The sequence below is a fragment of the Lactobacillus apis genome (assembly GCF_002837055.1).
Classification (GTDB): domain Bacteria; phylum Bacillota; class Bacilli; order Lactobacillales; family Lactobacillaceae; genus Lactobacillus; species Lactobacillus apis.
This window is the reverse complement of the sequence record NZ_PDKP01000003.1, coordinates 48,200-68,437: the sequence shown is the minus strand read 5'-3', so window position 1 is coordinate 68,437 and position 20,238 is coordinate 48,200. Positions and strand designations below refer to the sequence as shown.

General features: G+C 38.1%; 22 protein-coding genes. 5 read left to right on the top strand and 17 right to left on the bottom strand.

From position 1 onward, the window contains the following. Positions 1-43: 43 nt before the first annotated feature. A complete protein-coding gene (locus CRG87_RS04620; protein WP_074426386.1) occupies positions 44-1,045 on the bottom strand; it encodes a substrate-binding domain-containing protein in 1,002 nt (333 codons plus the stop codon). A gap of 146 nt (positions 1,046-1,191) precedes the next feature. On the opposite strand from CRG87_RS04620, the gene CRG87_RS04615 reads away from it, so the two are divergent. Beyond that, a complete protein-coding gene (locus CRG87_RS04615; protein ID WP_074426385.1) occupies positions 1,192-2,298 on the top strand; it encodes an aminopeptidase P family protein in 1,107 nt (368 codons plus the stop codon). Positions 2,299-2,371: 73 nt separating this feature from the next. Here CRG87_RS04615 and CRG87_RS04610 read toward each other — a convergent pair whose 3' ends face one another. After that, the gene (locus CRG87_RS04610) at positions 2,372-2,749 is read right to left on the bottom strand and encodes a DUF1269 domain-containing protein (RefSeq protein WP_074426384.1); all 378 of its coding nucleotides are present in this window, start codon (positions 2,747-2,749) and stop codon (positions 2,372-2,374) included. A gap of 19 nt (positions 2,750-2,768) precedes the next feature. Then, the gene (locus tag CRG87_RS04605; RefSeq protein WP_074426383.1) at positions 2,769-3,200 is read right to left on the bottom strand and encodes a DUF948 domain-containing protein; all 432 of its coding nucleotides are present in this window, start codon (positions 3,198-3,200) and stop codon (positions 2,769-2,771) included. A 113-nt stretch (positions 3,201-3,313) separates the two neighbouring features. On the opposite strand from CRG87_RS04605, the gene CRG87_RS04600 reads away from it, so the two are divergent. Beyond that, positions 3,314-4,129 (top strand): mechanosensitive ion channel family protein, encoded by an 816-nt coding sequence (locus CRG87_RS04600; protein ID WP_074426382.1) that lies wholly within the window; start codon positions 3,314-3,316, stop codon positions 4,127-4,129. Between the two features lie 63 nt (positions 4,130-4,192). Here the strand turns inward: CRG87_RS04600 and CRG87_RS04595 are convergent, their stop codons facing one another. Further along, on the bottom strand, positions 4,193-4,807 hold the full coding sequence (locus CRG87_RS04595; protein WP_074426381.1) for an XTP/dITP diphosphatase: 615 nt from the start codon (positions 4,805-4,807) through the stop codon (positions 4,193-4,195). Positions 4,808-4,819: 12 nt separating this feature from the next. Continuing rightward, entirely contained in the window at positions 4,820-5,608 is a 789-nt protein-coding gene (gene murI / locus CRG87_RS04590) for a glutamate racemase (protein WP_074426380.1), read from the bottom strand. Positions 5,609-5,687: 79 nt separating this feature from the next. Here murI and CRG87_RS04585 point away from each other — a divergent pair, with 79 nt between their 5' ends. Beyond that, positions 5,688-6,095, top strand: coding sequence for a YslB family protein (locus tag CRG87_RS04585; protein ID WP_074426379.1), 408 nt, complete (start codon positions 5,688-5,690; stop codon positions 6,093-6,095). A 72-nt stretch (positions 6,096-6,167) separates the two neighbouring features. Next, positions 6,168-6,542, top strand: coding sequence for a large-conductance mechanosensitive channel protein MscL (mscL, locus tag CRG87_RS04580; RefSeq protein ID WP_074426378.1), 375 nt, complete (start codon positions 6,168-6,170; stop codon positions 6,540-6,542). A 77-nt stretch (positions 6,543-6,619) separates the two neighbouring features. On the opposite strand, the gene trxA is transcribed toward mscL, so the two are convergent. From trxA to CRG87_RS04530, 10 genes are all read right to left on the bottom strand, one after another. Next, complete coding sequence (gene trxA, locus CRG87_RS04575) at positions 6,620-6,931, bottom strand: thioredoxin (RefSeq protein WP_074426377.1); 312 nt, start codon at positions 6,929-6,931, stop codon at positions 6,620-6,622. 83 nt (positions 6,932-7,014) lie between these two features. Continuing rightward, a complete protein-coding gene (locus CRG87_RS04570; protein WP_074426376.1) occupies positions 7,015-9,375 on the bottom strand; it encodes an endonuclease MutS2 in 2,361 nt (786 codons plus the stop codon). A gap of 53 nt (positions 9,376-9,428) precedes the next feature. Further along, positions 9,429-9,734, bottom strand: a complete 306-nt coding sequence (locus tag CRG87_RS04565) for a DUF1292 domain-containing protein (protein WP_074426375.1) — start codon at positions 9,732-9,734, stop codon at positions 9,429-9,431. Position 9,735: 1 nt separating this feature from the next. Then, entirely contained in the window at positions 9,736-10,164 is a 429-nt protein-coding gene (gene ruvX, locus CRG87_RS04560; RefSeq protein ID WP_074426374.1) for a Holliday junction resolvase RuvX, read from the bottom strand. Further along, positions 10,164-10,421, bottom strand: a complete 258-nt coding sequence (locus CRG87_RS04555; RefSeq protein WP_046306129.1) for an IreB family regulatory phosphoprotein — start codon at positions 10,419-10,421, stop codon at positions 10,164-10,166. The genes ruvX and CRG87_RS04555 overlap by 1 nt, the downstream gene beginning before the upstream one ends. A 52-nt stretch (positions 10,422-10,473) precedes the next feature. Further along, the gene (gene alaS / locus CRG87_RS04550; protein ID WP_074426373.1) at positions 10,474-13,110 is read right to left on the bottom strand and encodes an alanine--tRNA ligase; all 2,637 of its coding nucleotides are present in this window, start codon (positions 13,108-13,110) and stop codon (positions 10,474-10,476) included. Between the two features lie 326 nt (positions 13,111-13,436). Continuing rightward, a complete protein-coding gene (gene nadE, locus CRG87_RS04545; RefSeq protein ID WP_074426372.1) occupies positions 13,437-14,270 on the bottom strand; it encodes an ammonia-dependent NAD(+) synthetase in 834 nt (277 codons plus the stop codon). Continuing rightward, positions 14,267-15,745: a nicotinate phosphoribosyltransferase gene (locus tag CRG87_RS04540; protein WP_074426371.1), complete on the bottom strand. Its 1,479-nt coding sequence runs from the start codon at positions 15,743-15,745 to the stop codon at positions 14,267-14,269. The genes nadE and CRG87_RS04540 overlap by 4 nt, the downstream gene beginning before the upstream one ends. Before the next feature lie 72 nt (positions 15,746-15,817). Beyond that, the gene (locus tag CRG87_RS04535; protein ID WP_074426370.1) at positions 15,818-16,918 is read right to left on the bottom strand and encodes a glycosyltransferase; all 1,101 of its coding nucleotides are present in this window, start codon (positions 16,916-16,918) and stop codon (positions 15,818-15,820) included. A 2-nt stretch (positions 16,919-16,920) separates the two neighbouring features. Next, positions 16,921-17,652, bottom strand: coding sequence for a WecB/TagA/CpsF family glycosyltransferase (locus CRG87_RS04530; protein WP_074426369.1), 732 nt, complete (start codon positions 17,650-17,652; stop codon positions 16,921-16,923). 125 nt (positions 17,653-17,777) lie between these two features. Between CRG87_RS04530 and tagD the strand changes: the two genes are divergently transcribed. Further along, positions 17,778-18,164, top strand: coding sequence for a glycerol-3-phosphate cytidylyltransferase (gene tagD / locus CRG87_RS04525; RefSeq protein WP_074426368.1), 387 nt, complete (start codon positions 17,778-17,780; stop codon positions 18,162-18,164). Between the two features lie 75 nt (positions 18,165-18,239). On the opposite strand, the gene CRG87_RS04520 is transcribed toward tagD, so the two are convergent. Both CRG87_RS04520 and CRG87_RS04515 read right to left on the bottom strand, forming a co-directional pair. Then, the gene (locus CRG87_RS04520) at positions 18,240-18,938 is read right to left on the bottom strand and encodes a GntR family transcriptional regulator (protein ID WP_046306117.1); all 699 of its coding nucleotides are present in this window, start codon (positions 18,936-18,938) and stop codon (positions 18,240-18,242) included. Between the two features lie 81 nt (positions 18,939-19,019). Further along, entirely contained in the window at positions 19,020-20,135 is a 1,116-nt protein-coding gene (locus CRG87_RS04515; protein ID WP_074426367.1) for a hypothetical protein, read from the bottom strand. Positions 20,136-20,238 lie beyond the last annotated feature (103 nt).

The following is a 20,238-nucleotide window of genomic DNA, read 5'->3' as shown; positions in this document are numbered from 1 at the left end:
ACAAAAAATCGATTCACTTCATAATGAATCGATTTTTTGTTTATTATTTATTTGCCGTACTTTGCTTTTTCAACAATTCATATGGCAATTCAATTTGCTTTTGGTCAATTTCTTCGTTGTTCATTAGCTTAGTTAGCAATCTCATTGCCACAGCACCAATATCATAAAGCGGTTGACGAATGGCAGTCAGCGCTGGTCTTACGACAGAAGCAATTTGCGTTGCACTAGCAGTAACAATTTCCATTTCTTCAGGAATCTTTGTACCCGCATCAGTTGCGGCATTTAAAATGCCGACAGCGGTAATATCTCGGGTAACGATTACACCATCAATGCCATCCTGACGCAATTGGGAATACAGATTATAGCCATCAGAATGGTCTTTAATATTGCTATAAATATGCCCTTCACCCAAATTATGGTCAGCCATAAACTTCTTATATGCTGGAATGCGGTTTTCTGCATTTACAACCGTATCTGGGTCATCTAGTACAAGCGCTAAGTTCTTCTTACCATCGTTATAAAGTAAATTTAATGCCTCAGTGTCAGCCTTCATGTAGTCAATTGCAACTGACGGAAACTCTTGGTGATTACTTTTAGTACCAGCCAAAACAACAGGTGTATCTGTACGCTTGAAAGCTTCGGCAGCTTCTTCTGGTAAATTATCTGACATGTAAATTATGCCATCAACTTGCTTGTTCAATAGACCCTGAATTGCTTGATCTTCCTTCATTAAGCGGTTTTCAATACTAGTAATGATGATATTATACTTGTACAGTAATGCGATATCATCGATTCCCTTTGAAAGCTCAGCAAAGTAAAGGTTAGTTAAATCTGGAACGATTAGTCCAACCGTTGTTGTTCGTTTAGAGGCAAGCCCTTGCGCTACTGCATTTGGCTGGTAGTGCAGCCGGTTGATCACCTTTAATACACGTTCACGTGTATCTTTACGAACATTGGTATTGCCATTAACTACTCGTGAAACGGTCGCCATCGACACTTTAGCTTCGCGAGCAACGTCATAAATTGTAATATCTTGTTTACGCATCTCTAATCCCCTATCTTGAATACTCCTAACAAATTTATCATGATTTCCCAAAAAGTGCAAACGTTTACAGCTATTCTTTCATTTTTTCATTGCTATAACATGATATACTTTTCATAATTAATTACTTGATATGAAAGGAAAAGTTTATGAATTTAAACAAATTACAAGAATGGCTGCAAGCATCTGGCAATGATGTTGCTTATATTTCCAATCCAACCACAATCGCTTATTTTACTGGCTACGACATGGAACCACACGAGCGTATCTTTGCTCTTCTAGCATTTAAAGATAGCGATCCATTTGTTTTCGTTCCTGCCTTAAATGTTGAAGAAGCTAAAAATTCTGCTTGGGATGGTGATGTCTTCGGCTACCTTGATTCAGAAGACCCATGGGCAGTAATTGCAGATAAAATTAAAGGTAGGACTTCAGAATACCAAAAATGGGCACTAGAGAAAAATAATTTGTCTGTAGCACATTTCCAACTGATGCATGAACAATTCCCAGACGCAAATTTTGATGGTGATGTTTCAAACTTTATTGCTAAAATTCGACTATATAAAACACCAGAAGAAGTTAAACAATTACAAGCTGCCGGACGCGAAGCAGATTTTGCTTTTGAGATTGGTTTTAACGCAATTAAAACTGGTGTAACCGAGCGCTATATTGCTGGACAAATTGAATATCAATTAAAGGTGCAAAAAGGTGTTATGCACGAAAGTTTTGAAACAATTGTTCAAACCGGGGCAAATGCAGCTAATCCACACTTAGGTCCAACAATGAATAAAGTTCAACCTAATGAACTCGTTTTATTTGATCTTGGAACTATGCATAACGGCTACGCATCAGACGCTAGTAGAACAGTTGCTTACGGTGAACCAAGTGCTAAAGCTAAAGAAATCTATGAAATTGATCGTGAAGCCCAGCAAGCCGCAATTGATGCAGTTAAGCCTGGCATGACCGCTTCTGAGTTAGATGGAGTTGCACGTGACATCATTACAAAGGCTGGCTACGGCGAATACTTCATTCACCGTTTAGGTCACGGAATTGGTAAAGACGTTCATGAGTACCCTTCAATTGTTGGTGGCAATGACTTGGTAATCGAGGAAGGTATGTGCTTCTCGATTGAACCAGGAATTTATCTTCCAGGCGTTGCTGGTGTTAGAATCGAAGACTGTGGTGTTGTAACTAAAGACGGTTATGAACCATTTACTCATACCAGCAAGGAACTCAAATACATCCCACTTAGTGATTAAGATTTGCAAGAACTAAAAATGCACTAACAGAATTTAACTTCCTGCTAGTGCATTTTTTATTAAGCAATTTTAATTATGGTCTTGCTAAAGGATCTTCTTTAGGAAAAGCATCTGGTCTCTCAGGTGCTTCAGCGTTGTGTAAATCACTTACTGAATCCTCAGCTTTATCAGCTAACATTGGATCATCGTCTGAAGAGTTATCAATCACGATATCATCAAAATCTTTCAATTCAGAATCATCTTCAACATTTTTTGGGAATGAAGCTAATTGATTTTTCACGACTTCAGTACCATTGTCATATTTCTTCTTAAGGTCTTGAACAGTGTCATTGTCCTTAACTTTTTTCTTCAAATCATCGATTTGTTCATCACTAACTAATAATGAGCCAGCTAGAAAACCTGCTGCACCACCAATGATTGCACCTAAAACAAAGTTTGTAAATTTCTTCATTGTAAAAAACTCCTTTTTTCTATTCTTTACCCTTGCGACGTTTCCTACGCGCAAACATTGACGATAAAGCAGAAGATACGAACCCGTTACCACTATTTAAATGAAAGTTGCTAACCCGCTTTGCCATCTTACGTGAAGAGGCGTTCACATCTGAGACACTTTCACCTAAATCAGCAGCAGCCTTGACAACAGGATCTAAAGTCTCCATCTTAACATTGACATCTGCTAAAAGCACATTGGTCTTATCAAGCAAGTCACTTGTTTGATGGGCCAAAACATCAACATCTTTTGAGATTTGTTCAAGTGATTCGTTGGCAGCTTTGATTGTTTGATTCGCTTGCTTTGCTGCTTTTGCAGCGTGGATAAGTACAGGAATTGTGAAAAGTACCAAAACTAATAATGCCGCAGCGGCAATCAACCCTGCTACTTCACCATAAGATATATTCTCCATCTTCTACCTCCAATTCTATACCTTAAAAAAAGTCTAGCATGAAAATGCTTCAATCTCAATCTATATGTAATATTTTGCTATGATTAATATGCATATAAGAAAGGCGGGAAACCATGAAACCGACATTTCAACTAAATCAAAGAAATTTAAAATTTAATTGGGACCAAATTGGTACGCAAGTGTTGACTGTGGTTTGGCAGCTTGCCATCTCCACAATTATCTTCTTCTTAATTTCTCATTTTGGCAAAAAAATAATTAATCATTATTGGAAAAACAGCAAAAGACCCCAAAATAAGCGGTCTAAGACAGTTGCTGCCCTAATTAACAGTATTTTTTCCTACACTGTAATTTTCTTTTACCTCTTTGCAGTTTTATCAATTCTGGGTGTTCCAATCGGCACCTTGCTCGCAAGCGCTGGTATTTTCTCACTTGCATTAGGGATGGGCGCACAAGGCTTTGTTAGTGACCTCGTCAACGGCTTCTTTATTTTAAGCGAAGATCAATTTGACGTGGGTGACCTTGTTCAAATAAACAATCAAACGGGTGTAGTGATTCAACTGGGACTCAGAACTACTAGACTCAAAGGCACCGATGGTTCTATTATCTATATTCCTAATCGTAACATCTCAATTGTTCAGAATCTCGCACACGGTGGTATTGGCCTTGACATTGAACTGCAGTTAAAAGTTGATAATGACTTCAATTATGTTCGAGAATTGATCAATCAGGTTAACTCACAAAATGAGGGCAAAGAAAAAGCGCTTATTCAAAAACCATTAATTGTTGGGGTTACTTCTCAAACTGCTCAAACAGTGAAATATGTTGTTCATTTTCAAGTCAAGCCAGGCAATGAAAAAACAGTGCAAGATCGCTATTTGTCTGAGTATTTAAAAACTTTACAGGCACATGACATCAATTTAGCACAATAAAAAAGGCTAATTACATTAAGTTCGTGATAAACAACATACTTTAGTGTAATTAACCTTTTTTGTTTAAAACTGGGCTAACCAGGTCGGAAATTTCTCAAGCAGCTTTTGGATTGCTCGACCACGATGTGATAGTCCATTTTTTTCAGCAACCGTCATTTGAGCAAAGGTCTTACCTTTTTCTGGCACATAAAAAAGTGGATCGTAACCAAAACCATCTTCACCTTCTGGTGCCACCAGAATTCGACCCGCGCACTGTCCAGAAACAACTAAGTCATGTTCAAATTCGCCCGGATAGGATGCCACAATTGTTGTATTAAATTTGGCCGTTCTCTTTTCTGATGGAACTCCACCGAGCTCAACTAACAATTTAGCATTATTTTTTTGATCATTGTGCTCTTCACCAGCAAAACGTGCTGATCGCACCCCAGGTGCACCATCAAGTGCATCAACCATCAAACCAGAATCATCAGCAATCGTAATCATGTTACTAAATTCAGCCAAAGCATGTGCTTTTAGCTTCGCATTTTGCTCAAAAGTCGTTCCATATTCTTCAACGATAGGTGGATGCTTTAAATCTGCATTAGTCTTGATTTGAACGTCAATCTTAGCCTGTTTGAAGGCCTCTTGAAGCTCTCTTACTTTTCCTTGATTAGTTGTAGCAAATAAAATTTCTTTCATTTTTTGTCCCTTTTATACTTGAATTGCGTTGAAATTAGGATCAGCGAGAATTTGCGCGCCCAATTTATTTACTTTTTTGACGTCCCCAGTCGTAAAGTACTCATGCTTGCCCAAATTTGGCCGTTCGCATGTTGCTCCTTTGGTCTGCAATAATTCTTCTGTATATCTGGCAATCTCATCAGCAGGATTGATTAATTGCACGTTTTTAGGTAAACACTGTGCAAATTGCTTTTGAATAATTGGATAATGGGTACAGCCCAAGATTAATGTATCAAAACTCTTCTTTTGTAATGGTTCTAGTGTTTCCTTTAAAACAGGTAAAATGTCCGCTGGTGTAGCATTATTTTCGATTAGCGGCACTAACTTAGGAGCAGCTAATTCTGTAACTTCAATTGTAGGATCAAGCGCCGTAATTTCTTTTTTGTAAGCGTGCGAGGTCGCCGTCATTTGAGTCCCGACAACAGCAATATGCTTATTTTTAGTCGCACGTATTGCAGCGATGCTGCCAGATTTAATCACACCAATCAGCTTAGTGTTAGTTTCATTTTTGATAACATCTAGCGCAACCTTAGTTGCTGTATTACAGGCAAAAATAATCAATTTAACATTTTTACTCAATAAAAATTCAACACTTTGTCTCGTTAATTCAGTGATTTCTTCTTTAGTTTTATCACCATATGGAATATGTGCATTATCACCAATAAAAACTGTTGCTTCATTTGGCATTTGCGCAATAATTTTTTTAACTACCGTTAAACCGCCAACACCAGAATCTAACAACCCGATTGGCCGATTATCCATAATATAAAATCCCCTTATTTTTTTCTATTTCAATCAATTTTAAGGTAAAATATAAGAAAATAAAAGGGATGAATTCTTAATGCAAGACTATCAGCAACAAAGTGAACACGTATATTTTGTTAATCAGTTATATCGCGACTTTCTTTTACCAACTATTTTGGGTGAAACAAGCGAAGAAATTTTATATTGGGGCGGCAAAAGAATCGCTCGTAAATATGATTTAGCTTCCTTTGAAGATGTTAATAGTTTCTTTGAAACAACTGAATTTGGCACTTTAACCAAAATAAAGGAACGCAGAACAGAAATTGATTTTGAATTAGCAGGTCAAAGCGTTACCGACCGGCTTAATAGTGACAGCCAAGAGTTTTCGCTTGAAGCAGGAATCATTGCGGAGGCAGTTGAAAAAGAAACTGGCCGCACAACTGAATGCGAATTAGAAATTGATCACAAAAATAATTTAGTTCACATAGCAGCCAAATTTGATTAAATTAAAAAGCAGCTTAATTGAGTTTCTTGCCATCTTTGCTCTATGATTAAAGTGAGAATGGAGGAAAAAATTATGCTGAAAGAATTTAAGCAATTTATTGAACGTGGCAATGTAATTGATTTAGCAGTCGGTGTTATCATCGGCGGTGCATTCACCAATATTGTAAATTCATTAGTATCCAACCTAATCAACCCACTTATCGGTCTATTTATCGGTCGAATCGACTTATCCAACTTAGTTTTGAAAGTTGGCGGTGCAACATTTAAATATGGTGCATTTATCAATACGGTGATTAATTTCTTAATTATCGCCTTTATTGTCTTCCTGCTTGTTAAAGCAGTCAACAAAGTAACTAGACCTAAACCTGCTGAGCAAAAACCAGCTCAACCTACTTCAGAAGATTACTTAAAACAAATTCGTGATCTTTTACAAGCTAGAAACAACTAATAGTGATCTGTTCGTCACTTTCCAAGTTAGAGCAATCAAAAAACCTTCTGCTAATTGCAGAAGGTTTTTCTATACTTTTAATCTGTGTATTGATTCAAAATTTGATCAAGCTTTGCCTTAGGTGTGTAACCTGTCAAACGATCAACAATTTCACCATTCTTTTTGATGATTAAAGTTGGAATTGCCATTACACCTAAAGAACTTGGTGTATCTTTATTTTCATCAACATCCATCTTGGTGAATTTAACATCTTGACGCTCTTCAGCTAATTCATCAATAACTGGTGATTGCATTTTGCAAGGCCCACACCATGTTGCCCAAAAGTCAGTTAGGACAACGCCATCTTTAGTTTCTTCTTCAAAGTTTTGATCTGTAAGTTCATCAACCATGAGTAAAACCTCCCTAAATAGTTGTAGCTTTTCATAAGTAATTTAATTATAGCATGTAACTTACTTTTTACAAGTTAAACGCGCTACTTCAAGTGAACAATCGTCGCTCCGTTGCCACCTTCGTTTGCAGGAGCGTAATTAAAGCTTTTGACGTGTCTACTTGCCTTTAAGTATTGCCAAACGCCCTTTCTAATGGCACCTGTTCCGATACCATGAATAATCGTCACTACATCAAGCCCAGCCAGTAAAACTGAATCAATATAACGATCAAGATTGGTCATTGCCTCATCATAGCGCTGTCCACGCAAGTCTAATTCACTACGTGCATTACTGCGACGATTAGCACCAGTAGCACGGACTAGCTTGGTTGAATGCTTCTTTGCTTCATTATCCACACCAACCTTTTCAATGTCACGGTCACTGACTTTAACCTTAATAATGCCCATTTGTACTTCATACTCATGCTCTGACATCTTTTTAGTTATTGTACCAGTCTGGCCATATGACAACACCTTAACCTTATCGCCAACATTGACATGGTGACGACGTTTTTCTTTTTGCAAAACACGATTATGCGCCAAATTTTCATTCTGCTTTTCAAGCTGGTTGAATTCACTTTTTGCCTCAATTAGCTCATTCTGTTTTACATTGCCTTGCTGATTTTCAAGCTGTTCGATAATCTTTTCGGCTTTTTTACGGCTCTTTGCGACAACTTCATTAGCACGTTCCTGAGCAAATTCGAGTTGCTTTTGGACGCGTTGATTGTACCAGTCAAGTGCTTGCTGCAGTTTAAGCTCAAGCTTTTTGCTACGATCAAGACTTGTCACTAAATGATTGCGAGCATCTGTTGCTGCCTTAGTCTGCTTAGTCAATTCTTCAATCATTTGATTAATGTCGGCATTATCATCTGACATGAGGCTTTCAGCGCTTTTGACTACATCTTCGCGCATCCCTAGTCTTCGCGCAATTGCAAAGGCATTACTGTGGCCAGGAATCCCAATTTGCAGCCGATAAGTCGGCGATAAGGTCTTCAAATCAAATTCCATTGAAGCATTGGTAACTTTTGGCCGGTTGTAACCATATAATTTCAACTCAGGATAGTGTGTGGTTACAATAATTTTAGCCTGCTTTTTGCGTAAAAAGTCTAAAATACTAATTGCTAAACTGGCTCCTTCTTCTGGATCAGTTCCCGCACCAATTTCATCAATTAAAACCAAAGTTTGATCATCGACATTTTTCATAATATCAATGATGCCATTAATGTGGGATGAAAAGGTACTGAGCGATTGCTCAATTGACTGTTCATCACCAATATCGGCACAAATATCACGAAAAACAGCTGCTTTACTGCCCTCAGCAGCTGGAATAAATAGTCCTGCTTGTGCCATTAACTGCAACAAACCAACGGTTTTTAAAGTGATTGTCTTACCACCTGTGTTCGGTCCCGTTATTAAAATTGTGTCAAATTCTTCGCCCAAACGGATATCATTAGCCACAACTTTTTCAGGATCAATTAACGGGTGTCTCGCTTTAATAAATGAAAGTGAGTGGTCCTGTGTTAATTTAGGCTCGGTCGCTTTCATTTCATGAGCAAGTCTTGCCTTAGCCTGAATGAAGTCTAACTGAACAATTGCAGAAAAAATAGTATCAATTTGATCAACCTCTTCGCGTGCCAAATCAGAAAGATTACGTAAAATGCGTTCAATTTCACGTCTTTCTTCCGCAAGCAAGTTTTGTTGTTGATTATTTAGGTTCAGGACGCTGCTAGGCTCAATAAACAGTGTTTGTCCACTAGCACTTTGATCATGAACTACACCGCCAAACTTATTTCGGTATTCTTGCTTAACTGGAATAACGTAGCGCTCATCTCTGATTGTAACAATTTGTTCAGACAAATACTTGCTACTGCTCCCCTTAGTGTAAGCATCCATTCGATTCTTGATTTCACGGTCATTATTTTTTAGTTCATGACGTAGCTGTGCCAACTTAGTGGAGGCATTATCAAGAATTTCACCGTCATAATCAAGCGCCTTTTTTAACTGATTGAATAAGGTATCTGGTACATCTAACTCTGCTAAAATAGTTTCAATGGCCGATAAATCAAGTTCTTCTTCATCTACATCAGCCACAAAGTTATTAATGTCATTAGCCAGAGTTAGTACTAGTAGCAAGTTACCCAATTCATGGGCATTCAAATTAGCCTTAATTCGCAAGCGTTTCGTACTTGGCGTAACATCCATGAAGTCAGTTAACGGCATCTGCCCTTTTATGCGCAACAAGTTTGCACCGGTTAGTGTTTGACTTAGTTCTCTTTCAACTTGAGTAAAATCAGCACTTGGCAAAAGCTTAGCCGCCATTTTTTTAGCTGGAGCCGTAATCGCCATTTTTTGCAATTTTTCAGTGATTTTTGCAAATTCTAGTGTTTCTAATATTTTATTATTCATCTATTTAAAATCTCTATTAATAAAAAAAGGCTGGCTTCGCCAGTCTTTTTCATTTATTCACCGTTTAAACGGTCATCGTCCAAGAATGTATTGAGTACACCCTGAACCATATCCCATTCATCGTCTGCTTCAATTTCATGCAAATCGTTGCTGGTTACATCTCCATCAGCGTCAGCATCAAAACTGAATGCAAGGACTTCGATTTCCTCATCTTCATCCGTCGAAGCTGGATAAAGTAAAATGTAAGACTTGTCATAATCGTCTGAATGAAAAGTGAATAAAACTTCGTATAACTCCTCATTACCATTTTCATCAACTAAAGTTAATTGGCGATCATCGCCTTGTATTTCTTGTGTCATATTAATCCTTTCGATTTAGGTCTAAATAATTTTGCAGAATTAAAACCGCAGCCATTTGGTCAATAACTTCTTTACGTTTATGGCGGTCATGAATTTCAGCTTCATCAACCAGCACACGCTGGGATTCAACTGTGGTCAAGCGTTCATCTGAATAATAAACCGGCAAGCCAAACTTTTCTTGCAATCTTTGACCGTATGCCTTACTTCTTTTAACAGAAGCACCAGATGAACCGTCCATATTCTTAGGTAATCCTAGCACAAAACCGGACGGATTATATTCACGAACGATTTTCTTCAAAGGACGCATCCCAAAATTAAATCGATCTTCATCAATCGGAATGGTTGTAACTTTTTGGGCGGTTATTCCCAATTCATCACTAACTGCCACTCCGACTGTCTTTGAACCGACATCCAAACCAAGCAAGCGCATTATTTATTTTTGCCAAGATAACTTTTTACAAGCTCTTCAATTATTTCATCACGTTCATGTTTTAAAATCAAATTACGTGCGTCATTATGCCGTGGAATATATGCCGGATCGCCAGACAGTAAGTAACCGACAATCTGGTTAACTGGATTGTATCCTTTTTCTTCAAGGGCATTATATACCTCTTGGAGAGTGTCATAGACATTCTTGCCTTTATTTTCATTAAAGTCAAAATGCATTGTCTTATCTAGCGAACTCATAATCATTCCTCCTAGCATAATTTTACTTGAAAAACCTGTTAAACTCAATCACTTAATTTTCTGTAACGATTGAAATTACTTGTTTGATGGCATCTTCAAGCCCTTCAGGTTTTTTACCACCTGCTTGAGCCATGTTTGGACGGCCACCACCGCCACCACCAAAGGTTGGGGCAACTTGTTTAATTAGGTCACCTGCTTTGAGACCTGCATCTAGCGCCTTGTCATTTAGACTAATAATCATGTTGGCCTTGCCATCTTTACCTGCAGCTAAAACTAGAACGTCTGATTTGTTCTCACTCTTCCAGGTATCAGCCAGTTCACGTAAGTCATTCATACCGTTAACGTCAACTTTTTGCGCAATAATTGATAAATCACCAGCTTGTTCGACGTTATTAAAAATTGAACCAGCTTTAACTTGATTAATTTGAGAGTTCAAGTCTTCAACTTGTTTTTGGCTATCATGCAGCTCTTGTTCTAGACTACCAACTTTATCAAGAATATCTTCAGGCTTAGTTGATTTTACTTCTGCTTGAATTTCGTCCAATAATTCGGAACGGTTTGATAGGTATTCATATGCCTTTTTGGACATCACTGCTTCAATTCTTCTCATTCCCGCACCAATTGCTGACTCGGAAATAATCTTGAAGACACCAATTTGATTGGTATTAGCACAGTGGGTACCACCACAGAATTCAATTGAGAAGTCATCCATTTGAACAACGCGGACTTTGTCACCATATTTACCATCAAATAAGGCTAAAGCGCCCATGTCTTTTCCTTTTTCTGGATCAGTAATGGTTGTTTTAACTTCAATTGCTTCCCAAATCTTTTGGTTAACTAAGTTTTCAACCGATTTAATTTCTTTCGCGGTCATTGGTTCAATAGCAGTAAAGTCAAAGCGTAAGAAATCAGGTTCTACCAAACTTCCTGCTTGATGAGTATGCTCACCTAACACACTTCTTAAAGCAGCGTGCAATAAGTGCGTAGCTGTATGTGAATGACGTAACCCTTCACGACGAACACGGTCAATCTTTAAGGTGTATTCTTCACCCTTTTCTAGTGGCAAAACAACATCAACAAAGTGCATGTTTTGATCATTTGGTGCGTGTTGTACATCAGTTACTTGAGCAACTAGTTCACCTTCACGGTTGTAAATATTACCATGGTCGGCTACCTGACCGCCTCGTTCAGCGTAAAATGGAGTCTTATCAAAGATTAAGACTGCATGATCACCGTCAGCGCGATCAACTAGTTGGTCATCAACAAGAATATCAATCAATTTTGCATTGTCTTCGTATACACCATACTCAAATTCAGATTTGTCTTTTAGGTTCATTAAAGTTTCATCTTGTGCGCCCATTGATTGCAAATCACCACGTGCTTTACGTGCACGTTCTTTTTGAGCTTTCATTTCAGCGTCAAAGCCCTTTTTATCAACTTCTAATCCTGCATCCTGTGCAGTTTCAAAAGTTAATTCGTAAGGGAAACCGTAAGTATCGAATAACTTAAATGCATCTTTTCCTGAAATTGTTTTATCGTCAGACTTCTTAGCCTTTTCAATTAAGTCATCAAGTAGAGTTAAACCAGAATCAAGAGTTAATTGGAATCTTTCTTCTTCGTTCTTAATTACTTTAGCAATAAAGTCCTTCTGATCAGTAACTTCTGGATAATGGCTCTCCATAATCTTACCAACAACAGGTACCAGCTTATAAAGAAATGAACCTTTAATACCTAAGCGTTGACCATTTAAATCGGCACGACGAATTAATCGACGTAGAACGTAGCCACGTCCAGTATTTGATGGTAATGCCCCATCAGCAATAGCAAAACTGACTGTTCGAACGTGATCGGCAATTATCTTGAAGGCAGTAGTGTCTGCTGCGTTTTCGCCATATTTCTTATTTGCAGTCATCTTTTCTGTTTCGTGGATGATTGGCAAGAATAAATCAGTTTCAAAGTTAGTTGGAGCGTCTTGTAAAATTGACAGTACACGCTCTAGTCCCATTCCCGTATCAATGTTTTTATGCGGTTGATCAACATATTCACCATTTGCCAAGTGGTTGTATTGGGAGAACACAATGTTCCAAATTTCTAGATAACGCGCATTTTCACCACCAGGGAAGTTCTCTGGATCGTCTTCTGCCACGTCATTATTTTCTTGACCACGATCATAGAAGATTTCGGAGTCAGGACCACATGGACCTTCACCAATGTCCCAGAAGTTTTCTTCTAATTTAACAATATGATCTTCAGGCATGCCAACTTCAAGCCAAATTTTATGTGCTTCAGTATCTTTAGGGTAAACCGTGCAGTAAAGCTTTTCTTTATCCAAATCAAGCCATTCTGGACTAGTCAAAAATTCCCAAGCCCAAGAAATAGCCTCTTTTTTAAAGTAATCACCAACTGAAAAGTTACCAAGCATTTCAAAGAAGGTTTGGTGACGTGCTGTTTTACCTACGTTTTCAATATCATTAGTTCTAATTGATTTTTGTGAACTAGTAATTCGATGATTTTTAGGTACAACAGAACCATCAAAGTATTTCTTCATTGTTGCAACACCAGAGTTAATCCAAAGTAGTGTTGGATCATCTTGCGGAATTAGTGATTGACTTGGCATCACCATATGACCATGTTGTTCGAAGAAATCCAAAAACATTTGTCTAAATTCCGAACTTGTTAGTTTCTTCATCAATATCTCTCCCTTTTTTATCCAAAAATAAAAACACCGTTGCCAAATTCAAGGACGCTTTAAAACGCGGTACCACCTCAATTGCAACAGTGTTTGTTACCTCTTAATTATTTTTATTCGTTAAATCTATAAGGAGCATTTTTTAAATAACAGTAAGCCCTTCTCACCAATTAGCTCTCTCTTTGAACTGTTAATTTAAAAAACATATCTTAAGTTAACAGTAATTGTACTACTTGCACAATCTTTGTCAATGCATAATAAGCAGATCTAGCAGCTTATTCACATACTGAGTTTGCAAATTAATCTTGTTATTTTTAGACCACTTTTTATTTGTGCTTATAAAAATCATCAAATACCGAAACTGGCATGCGGCGCTTATGCTCACTCTTTCGCCAGAGTGCCTCAATTTTTTCAGCGGCCTCGTCTGACACTTCTCGTCCTTCAAGGTAATCATCAACTTCTTGATACGTTACTCCCAAAGCTGTCTCATCAGGAAGATCTGGTTGGTCTTCTTCCAGATCAGCTGTAGGAGTCTTTAAGTATAAATGCTCAGGACAACCAAGTTCTTTGAGCATTTTTTTACCTTGTCGCTTGTCCAAACGGAAAAGAGGCGTAAGATCAGCCGCACCATCGCCATATTTTGTGTAAAAACCACTAAAGTTTTCAGCTGCGTGATCAGTTCCAACAACAGCACCATTATTAGCACCAGCTATGCCATACTGCACAACCATCCGTTCACGCGCTTTAATGTTGCCTTTATTAAAATCAGTTATTTCTTGTCCAGCTTCATTTAAACTAGCAACCATTGCATCAACAGCAGGCTTAATATTAACAATCAAATCCTGATCTGGTTTTTGGAAAGCAACCGCGTCAGCTGCATCTTGGGCATCAGCTTGAACACCACATGGCAAGCGCACTGCAATAAACTGATATGACTTATCGCCAGTTTCTTCTCTCATTTCGGCAATTGCCATCTGGCATAATTTACCAGTTAAGGTTGAATCTTGTCCGCCTGAAATTCCTAAAACATAAGACTTTAAAAATGGATTGGCTTTTAAATAATCCTTGAGAAAGTCAACGGATCGTCTAATTTCTTTTTTGGGATCAATTTCTGGTAAAACATGTTCATAGGCAATTATTTCTTTTTGCAATGGTCTCATTTACCTAATTCTCCTTCATTAATATGGTTACGAATATCTTGAATTAAGTTCATTTTACTATCATATAGATCTTGTGAGAGGTCAACTGGGTATTCCTGTGGATTTAGGCTACGTTTATATTCATCCCACAAGCCGTCTAAATTAGCAGCGCAGAACTGTTTTATTTCAATCAATTTAGGTTGCTTGTATACTAACTTGCCGTCTTTAAAAATATCTTTTAGCAGTGGCTCAGCAGTATAGTCAGTTACGACTTTATTAATGTAGTTATATTGCGGGTGGAACATGTAAAGTGAATCAAATTTTCTTGGATCAACTCCAGCACGTGCAACCCAATCACCCTCATTTTTCTTAGCAGTATTAGCAGAAATACGCCAAACTTGCTTTTTACCAGGCGTAGAAACCTTAATCGCATTTGAAGATATTTTGAGCGTATCACGCATTTGGTGACTGTCGTCTTCAATTGATACTAGCTTGTAAACAGCACCGAGTGCAGGCTGATCATAAGCGGTAATGTACTTAGTACCGATTCCCCAAACGTCAATTTTGGCACCTTGCATTTTCAAACTAGTAATAGTTGTCTCGTCTAAATCGTTTGAAGCATAAATTTTTGCGTCCGTGTAGCCCGCATCATCTAGTTCATGACGAACCTGTTTTGAAATGTAGGCCATATCCCCAGAGTCAATTCGAACACCCTGGAAATTAATTTTGTCGCCCATTTCATTTGCTACTCGAATGGCATTAGGAACACCACTTCTGACCGTGTCATACGTATCAACTAGGAAAACACAATCATGATGCGTTTCGGCGTAAGCCTTAAATGCTTCATATTCACTGCCAAAGGCTTCAACAAGTGAATGTGCGTGTGTACCAGAAACTGGGATACCGAATAGTTTTCCCGCGCGAACATTACTAGTGGAATCAAAACCACCAATATATGCAGCTCTAGTTCCCCAAATTGCAGCGTCTGTTTCTTGTGCACGACGCGTACCAAATTCCATTACGCCATCGCCTTGAACGGCCAATTTCACTCTTGCTGCTTTGGTAGCCAATAATGTTTGATAGTTTATAATATTTAAAATTGCCGTTTCAACCAATTGACATTGCGCAAGCGGTCCCTCTACTTGAAGAAGAGGCTCATTGGCAAAAACAATTTCACCTTCACTCATTGAGCGCACTGTCAATTTCATTTTCAAATTGCGCAGGTAGTCAATAAAGTCATCATCATATCCTACTTCATTTTTTAGATACTCGAGATCACTTTCTTTGAATTTCAGATTATTTAAATATAGTATTACGTGCTCTAAGCCCGCAAAAACTGAATAGCCATTGCCAAATGGTTCTTCACGATAATATACTTCAAAAACAGCATTACGTTCGGAAATCCCCTTTTTAAAGTAGGTATACATCATATTGATTTCGTACAAATCAGTATGTAGGGTTAAAGAATCATCTTGGTCTAGTTCTTGGTAAAACATTGTGTCCTCTTAACTTGATTACAATAAATTTTTTTGTTCTTAATTATAACCACTTATCCCAGTTTAAACAATTTAATGCACTGCTAGCAGTGTTTGATAAACTTTTTCAATACTTGCTAATTGTTGTGCCAGAGAAAAGTTAGCCGCAACATATTTCTTTTCACGTTCAGCCATCTGTCTAAGCTCGGTTGGTGGCATAGCGACAGCACTGTTTAAAGCGTTGGTAATTGAATCAACATTCCCGACTTCGGCAACAAAGCCGTGTTGTCCATCCGGAATCATCTTTTTAATATCGCCGACTGCTGTTGAAAGAAGTGGTAGCAAGTTGTCACTAGCCTCTAGCAAAACAAGTGGAAAACTTTCCGAATACGATGTTAAAACAGCCAGGTCCATGCGGCGATAAAGATGCTTTAATTGCTTATGTGTCATAAAACCTTGAAAATTTACCTGTGAACCCAAATCCAGTTTTTGTGTTAAGATCCTCAAGCTATCTAGTTGTGTACCGTCACCGGCAAGATATAGATGAACATTTTGATTATCCAACTTTTTTAAAGCCCTTAGTAGCAGTTCTTGGCCCTTAACTTTTTCAGCTCGCGCAACATTAACAATATTAAAATGTGGGTGTTCATACTTAGCTGGGATGTCGCTATCTTCATGAAAAAAAGTTCCGTTATAAATGACATGAACTTTATTTCCATCAACATGAGCTTGTTCTGTGAGTAAATTAGCAAATTTCTGCGTTACCGCAAATACGCAATCTGCTGCCCTGATTGCCTTAACATTAGTTTTGGTAAAAACTTTACCTGCTAGTCCTCTTCCCTCAAAATCTAAATATGGATCAGAGTGAACTGTTACGCACCATTTAGCAGTAATTCGGCGTTTAATTAGCCCCATAAAAAGATTGGCACGCGCACCATGAGTGTGCACAATTTGATAATTGCCTTCGTTGATAAAAGTAGCTAAGCGCCTGAGAGCGGTCAAATCGTAGCGACTGCTTGAGCCTAGTACATGACAATTTAACTTTGCCTCCCTTGCAGCTTTCGCCACCGGTCCTTCTGCTAAACATAATAACGTAAAATCTTTACCTTGCAGCTTAGCTTCAGTTAATAAGTTAATAATGTGCGTTAACCCGCCACCAGATTCGAGGCCAGCATTAACATGCAAAACTTTCATGCTTATCTTCGATCCTTTTTAGACTTATAAACTTCTACCATAAATTTAGGAATCTTTCCCATTCTTTTATAGCGTGATGGCTCTTTTAGCAAACGGTAAAACCATTCCAAGTGTGCTTTTTGCCAGACTTGAGGTGCCCGTTTAACCATTCCAGAAAAGACATCAAAACTGCCACCTACGCCCATCATCAAAGCAGGTAATAGGTTTTTACGCAAAATATCAAGCAGTTGTTCTTGTCGAGGTGATCCTAGGGCTGCAAAAACCAAATCTGGTTCAGCACGCTCAATTTGGTATGCAACTACTTCTAAATCATCTTTAAAGTAGCCGTCTTCTGCACCAACCAGCTGGATATCAGAATATTCACGCGCAATTTTAGTTTGAATTGCGTGTATTACCTTAGGTTTAGCCCCAATTAAGTAAACCCTTAGGCTACGTTCGTTAGCCAATTTCATTAGCCAAGAAAATAAATCATAGCCTGTTACTCGTTCTTTTAATGGTGTTCCCTGTATTTTAGCGGCTTTAACCACGCCAATTCCATCAGGAGTGACATAATCCGCATCATAATTCAAAATCTTCATAAATTCGGGATTTTCGTTCGCTGACATGACAATTTCTGGATTTGCAGTTACTACAAAGGTAGATTGGTGAGTATTAATCCGACCGATAAGTTCATTCTGAAATTGCTTGAAACTCTTATTATCAAAGTCAACGCCTAAAACGCTTACTTTACTCATGTTAGTTTCCTCCTGCGATTAATTTACCTTATTTTAGCAGACAATTTGATATTTCGGACTATGTTTTACCTTTTCTATAAATATGATAATATTTAGTTGTCGAAGTAAGAGGAGTAACACTACAAATGAAAAAAGTTATCACTTATGGCACTTTTGATTTATTGCACTATGGTCATGTTCGCTTACTAAAGCGCGCTCGTGAGCTAGGTGACTACCTGATCGTCGGTCTTTCGACCGATGAATTCAATGAGCTGCAAAAACATAAAGAATCATACAACAATTACGCCGAACGAAAGTTTATTTTAGAAGCTATTCGTTATGTTGACGAAGTTATTCCAGAACAAGACTGGGACCAAAAAACCACCGACATTCAAAAGTATGATATTGACACTTTTGTAATGGGTAATGACTGGGAAGGTAAATTTGATTTTCTCAAATCATATTGTGACGTCGTTTATTTGCCTCGTACACCTGGAATCTCTTCTACTAAAATCAAACAAGATTTAAAATAAAAAACTCTGAACTAAGCTAATGATATGCCCCCAAATTTGGGCGGCATATCATAATTAAAGCAGTTCAGAGTTTTTTTATTTAGAAAAAGTAAATTCGAAACGATCAGCTACATAGCTGGCCCTGGTATATTCAAAAGGTAATCCAGTGGAGAGCTCAGTTACTTGCAGACGTGTAATCAGCGCCTCGCCTTTTTTGGCATCAAGTAAACGGGCAGAATTTTCATTAGCAATCGCAGCAGAAATATGTTCTGTTACTCGACCTATTTTATAACCATTTTTTTCTAACGTTTGGTAGAGGTGCGATGAAATATCTGCCTTGGACATTTTCGCAATCAGGCTCTGTGGTATAGTTACAACCTCATAACAAATAGGCACATCATCGGCATAGCGAATACGCTCCATTCGCAAGACCTCTTGGTTAGGAGCCAAGTCGAGACGTTCAGTTTCTGACAATGACGGCTTACCAATTCGATATGAAATCAGCTTACTTGAGGGTGTTTGTCCGTTAGCATGAGTTATATCGGTAAAGGACATGATACCAGACATTTTTTCCTGAACTTTTTGGTTAGCCACATAAGTTCCGCTCCCAATGCGCTGTTCAAGGATTCCTTCATCCTCAAGTGTCTTGATTGCTTGACGTAAAGTCATCCGCGAAACACCAAATTTTTGCGCCAATTGTCGTTCGGCTGGAATTCTACTGCCGACTTTGTATACGTGATTCTCAATTTCACGTTTTATTTGATTATGAATTTTGATGTACATTGGTTCTTCCAATTATCACACCTCCATGTATGACCATATTATATTCCAAATTGGTCTATTTTAGCCAAGCTAAATCAAATTAATTTTTTGACGCTATTTTTTCTTGTTGGTCCACTTCATACCCAAAAGTTGCACACTAGCCCCTTGACTGCATTCAACAGCAATCGAGTCATCACTACTGGCAATCACACTGGCATGCATCTTGGCTGCATCTTTCACTGCCAAATCCGCCCCGTTAGAATTAAAAATCAGGTCATGACCTTCTAAAAACGCTTGATCACCAAGCGCTAAAAAGTATTGGTACTCAGCCCCGCCATTAAAAGTCACTCTGCGTGCCGAACACTTTGCCTTATCTTGAAAGTCAGCATGATTAACTACAATAGAATTAATCATTGTTATTTCTGTATCATTAACTGCGATCATTCGGTTAAGTTGGCTGTTTTGAATAATCACGTGCGGAGTTTTATCGAGATAGATTCCACCATTAAAATCCGAACCAATGATGTTAGCCCACGTTTTATCAGTAATATACATAGAAGTATCATCATCGGATACGACTTTACTGTTCAACATATTCAGCCAAACTTCACCCTGAAGCAGCATTGAATTTGTAACGGAATTATTTAAATCAATTTCCGCATTTGTTTTTGTAAAAGTATCAATACTACCATGAATACGAGAATTGTTAATAATAGCCGTACCGTGACCCTCAAGTGCCAAAGTACCAAATTCTTCCGAAACATGTTCAATTGAAGAATCATTCATTTCTAAGCGAAAATCGGCGTTTGCAAAAATAGATAGTGAACCATTTAAAATCATGGTCGAATACAGTTCTAAGGTCACTTTACCGTTAGCAGCAATAGCTGCTGTATCGTTGCCATAACCCTTAATTATGCAATTGCGTAATGTTAAATAAGTGTTTGCTTCAGCGGGCACAAATAAGCTGTTTGAATCTGTATTAGTATTGATGCATAAATTCTCTAAGTTAACAAACTGACTATCAGCCGCAATGTTAACATAGCCAAGAATTGTCGTATCTTCTGGCAAACTACCAGTACCCTTAACTGTAATGTCTGAAAACAGGGTATCCTGTGGTAATTCATAAAAGCCCGGTTCTAGAAGTAATACATCATCTGCACGTAAATCTTTTAAAGCTTCGTGCCAGCCGATTTCACTACCTCCAGCCCCAACTTTAACTAGTCTCGACATAAAATTCCTTTCTTAGTTAAAAAGCAAACTAGCTATCATCCTACTCTTTTTCAGTGCCAAGCCATTGTTCTCGCATGAAAATTGTATTTTAAACAGTCAATAA

Excerpts from the sequence above, each read along its gene's own strand:
- CRG87_RS04620 (WP_074426386.1), bottom strand. The coding sequence starts at position 1,045 with ATGCGTAAACAAGATATTACAATTTATGACGTTGCTCGCGAAGCTAAA.
- CRG87_RS04615 (WP_074426385.1), top strand. The coding sequence starts at position 1,192 with ATGAATTTAAACAAATTACAAGAATGGCTGCAAGCATCTGGCAATGAT.
- CRG87_RS04610 (WP_074426384.1), bottom strand. The coding sequence starts at position 2,749 with ATGAAGAAATTTACAAACTTTGTTTTAGGTGCAATCATTGGTGGTGCA.
- CRG87_RS04605 (WP_074426383.1), bottom strand. The coding sequence starts at position 3,200 with ATGGAGAATATATCTTATGGTGAAGTAGCAGGGTTGATTGCCGCTGCG.
- CRG87_RS04600 (WP_074426382.1), top strand. The coding sequence starts at position 3,314 with ATGAAACCGACATTTCAACTAAATCAAAGAAATTTAAAATTTAATTGG.
- CRG87_RS04595 (WP_074426381.1), bottom strand. The coding sequence starts at position 4,807 with ATGAAAGAAATTTTATTTGCTACAACTAATCAAGGAAAAGTAAGAGAG.
- murI (WP_074426380.1), bottom strand. The coding sequence starts at position 5,608 with ATGGATAATCGGCCAATCGGGTTGTTAGATTCTGGTGTTGGCGGTTTA.
- CRG87_RS04585 (WP_074426379.1), top strand. The coding sequence starts at position 5,688 with ATGCAAGACTATCAGCAACAAAGTGAACACGTATATTTTGTTAATCAG.
- mscL (WP_074426378.1), top strand. The coding sequence starts at position 6,168 with ATGCTGAAAGAATTTAAGCAATTTATTGAACGTGGCAATGTAATTGAT.
- trxA (WP_074426377.1), bottom strand. The coding sequence starts at position 6,931 with ATGGTTGATGAACTTACAGATCAAAACTTTGAAGAAGAAACTAAAGAT.
- CRG87_RS04570 (WP_074426376.1), bottom strand. The coding sequence starts at position 9,375 with ATGAATAATAAAATATTAGAAACACTAGAATTTGCAAAAATCACTGAA.
- CRG87_RS04565 (WP_074426375.1), bottom strand. The coding sequence starts at position 9,734 with ATGACACAAGAAATACAAGGCGATGATCGCCAATTAACTTTAGTTGAT.
- ruvX (WP_074426374.1), bottom strand. The coding sequence starts at position 10,164 with ATGCGCTTGCTTGGTTTGGATGTCGGTTCAAAGACAGTCGGAGTGGCA.
- CRG87_RS04555 (WP_046306129.1), bottom strand. The coding sequence starts at position 10,421 with ATGAGTTCGCTAGATAAGACAATGCATTTTGACTTTAATGAAAATAAA.
- alaS (WP_074426373.1), bottom strand. The coding sequence starts at position 13,110 with ATGAAGAAACTAACAAGTTCGGAATTTAGACAAATGTTTTTGGATTTC.
- nadE (WP_074426372.1), bottom strand. The coding sequence starts at position 14,270 with ATGAGACCATTGCAAAAAGAAATAATTGCCTATGAACATGTTTTACCA.
- CRG87_RS04540 (WP_074426371.1), bottom strand. The coding sequence starts at position 15,745 with ATGTTTTACCAAGAACTAGACCAAGATGATTCTTTAACCCTACATACT.
- CRG87_RS04535 (WP_074426370.1), bottom strand. The coding sequence starts at position 16,918 with ATGAAAGTTTTGCATGTTAATGCTGGCCTCGAATCTGGTGGCGGGTTA.
- CRG87_RS04530 (WP_074426369.1), bottom strand. The coding sequence starts at position 17,652 with ATGAGTAAAGTAAGCGTTTTAGGCGTTGACTTTGATAATAAGAGTTTC.
- tagD (WP_074426368.1), top strand. The coding sequence starts at position 17,778 with ATGAAAAAAGTTATCACTTATGGCACTTTTGATTTATTGCACTATGGT.
- CRG87_RS04515 (WP_074426367.1), bottom strand. The coding sequence starts at position 20,135 with ATGTCGAGACTAGTTAAAGTTGGGGCTGGAGGTAGTGAAATCGGCTGG.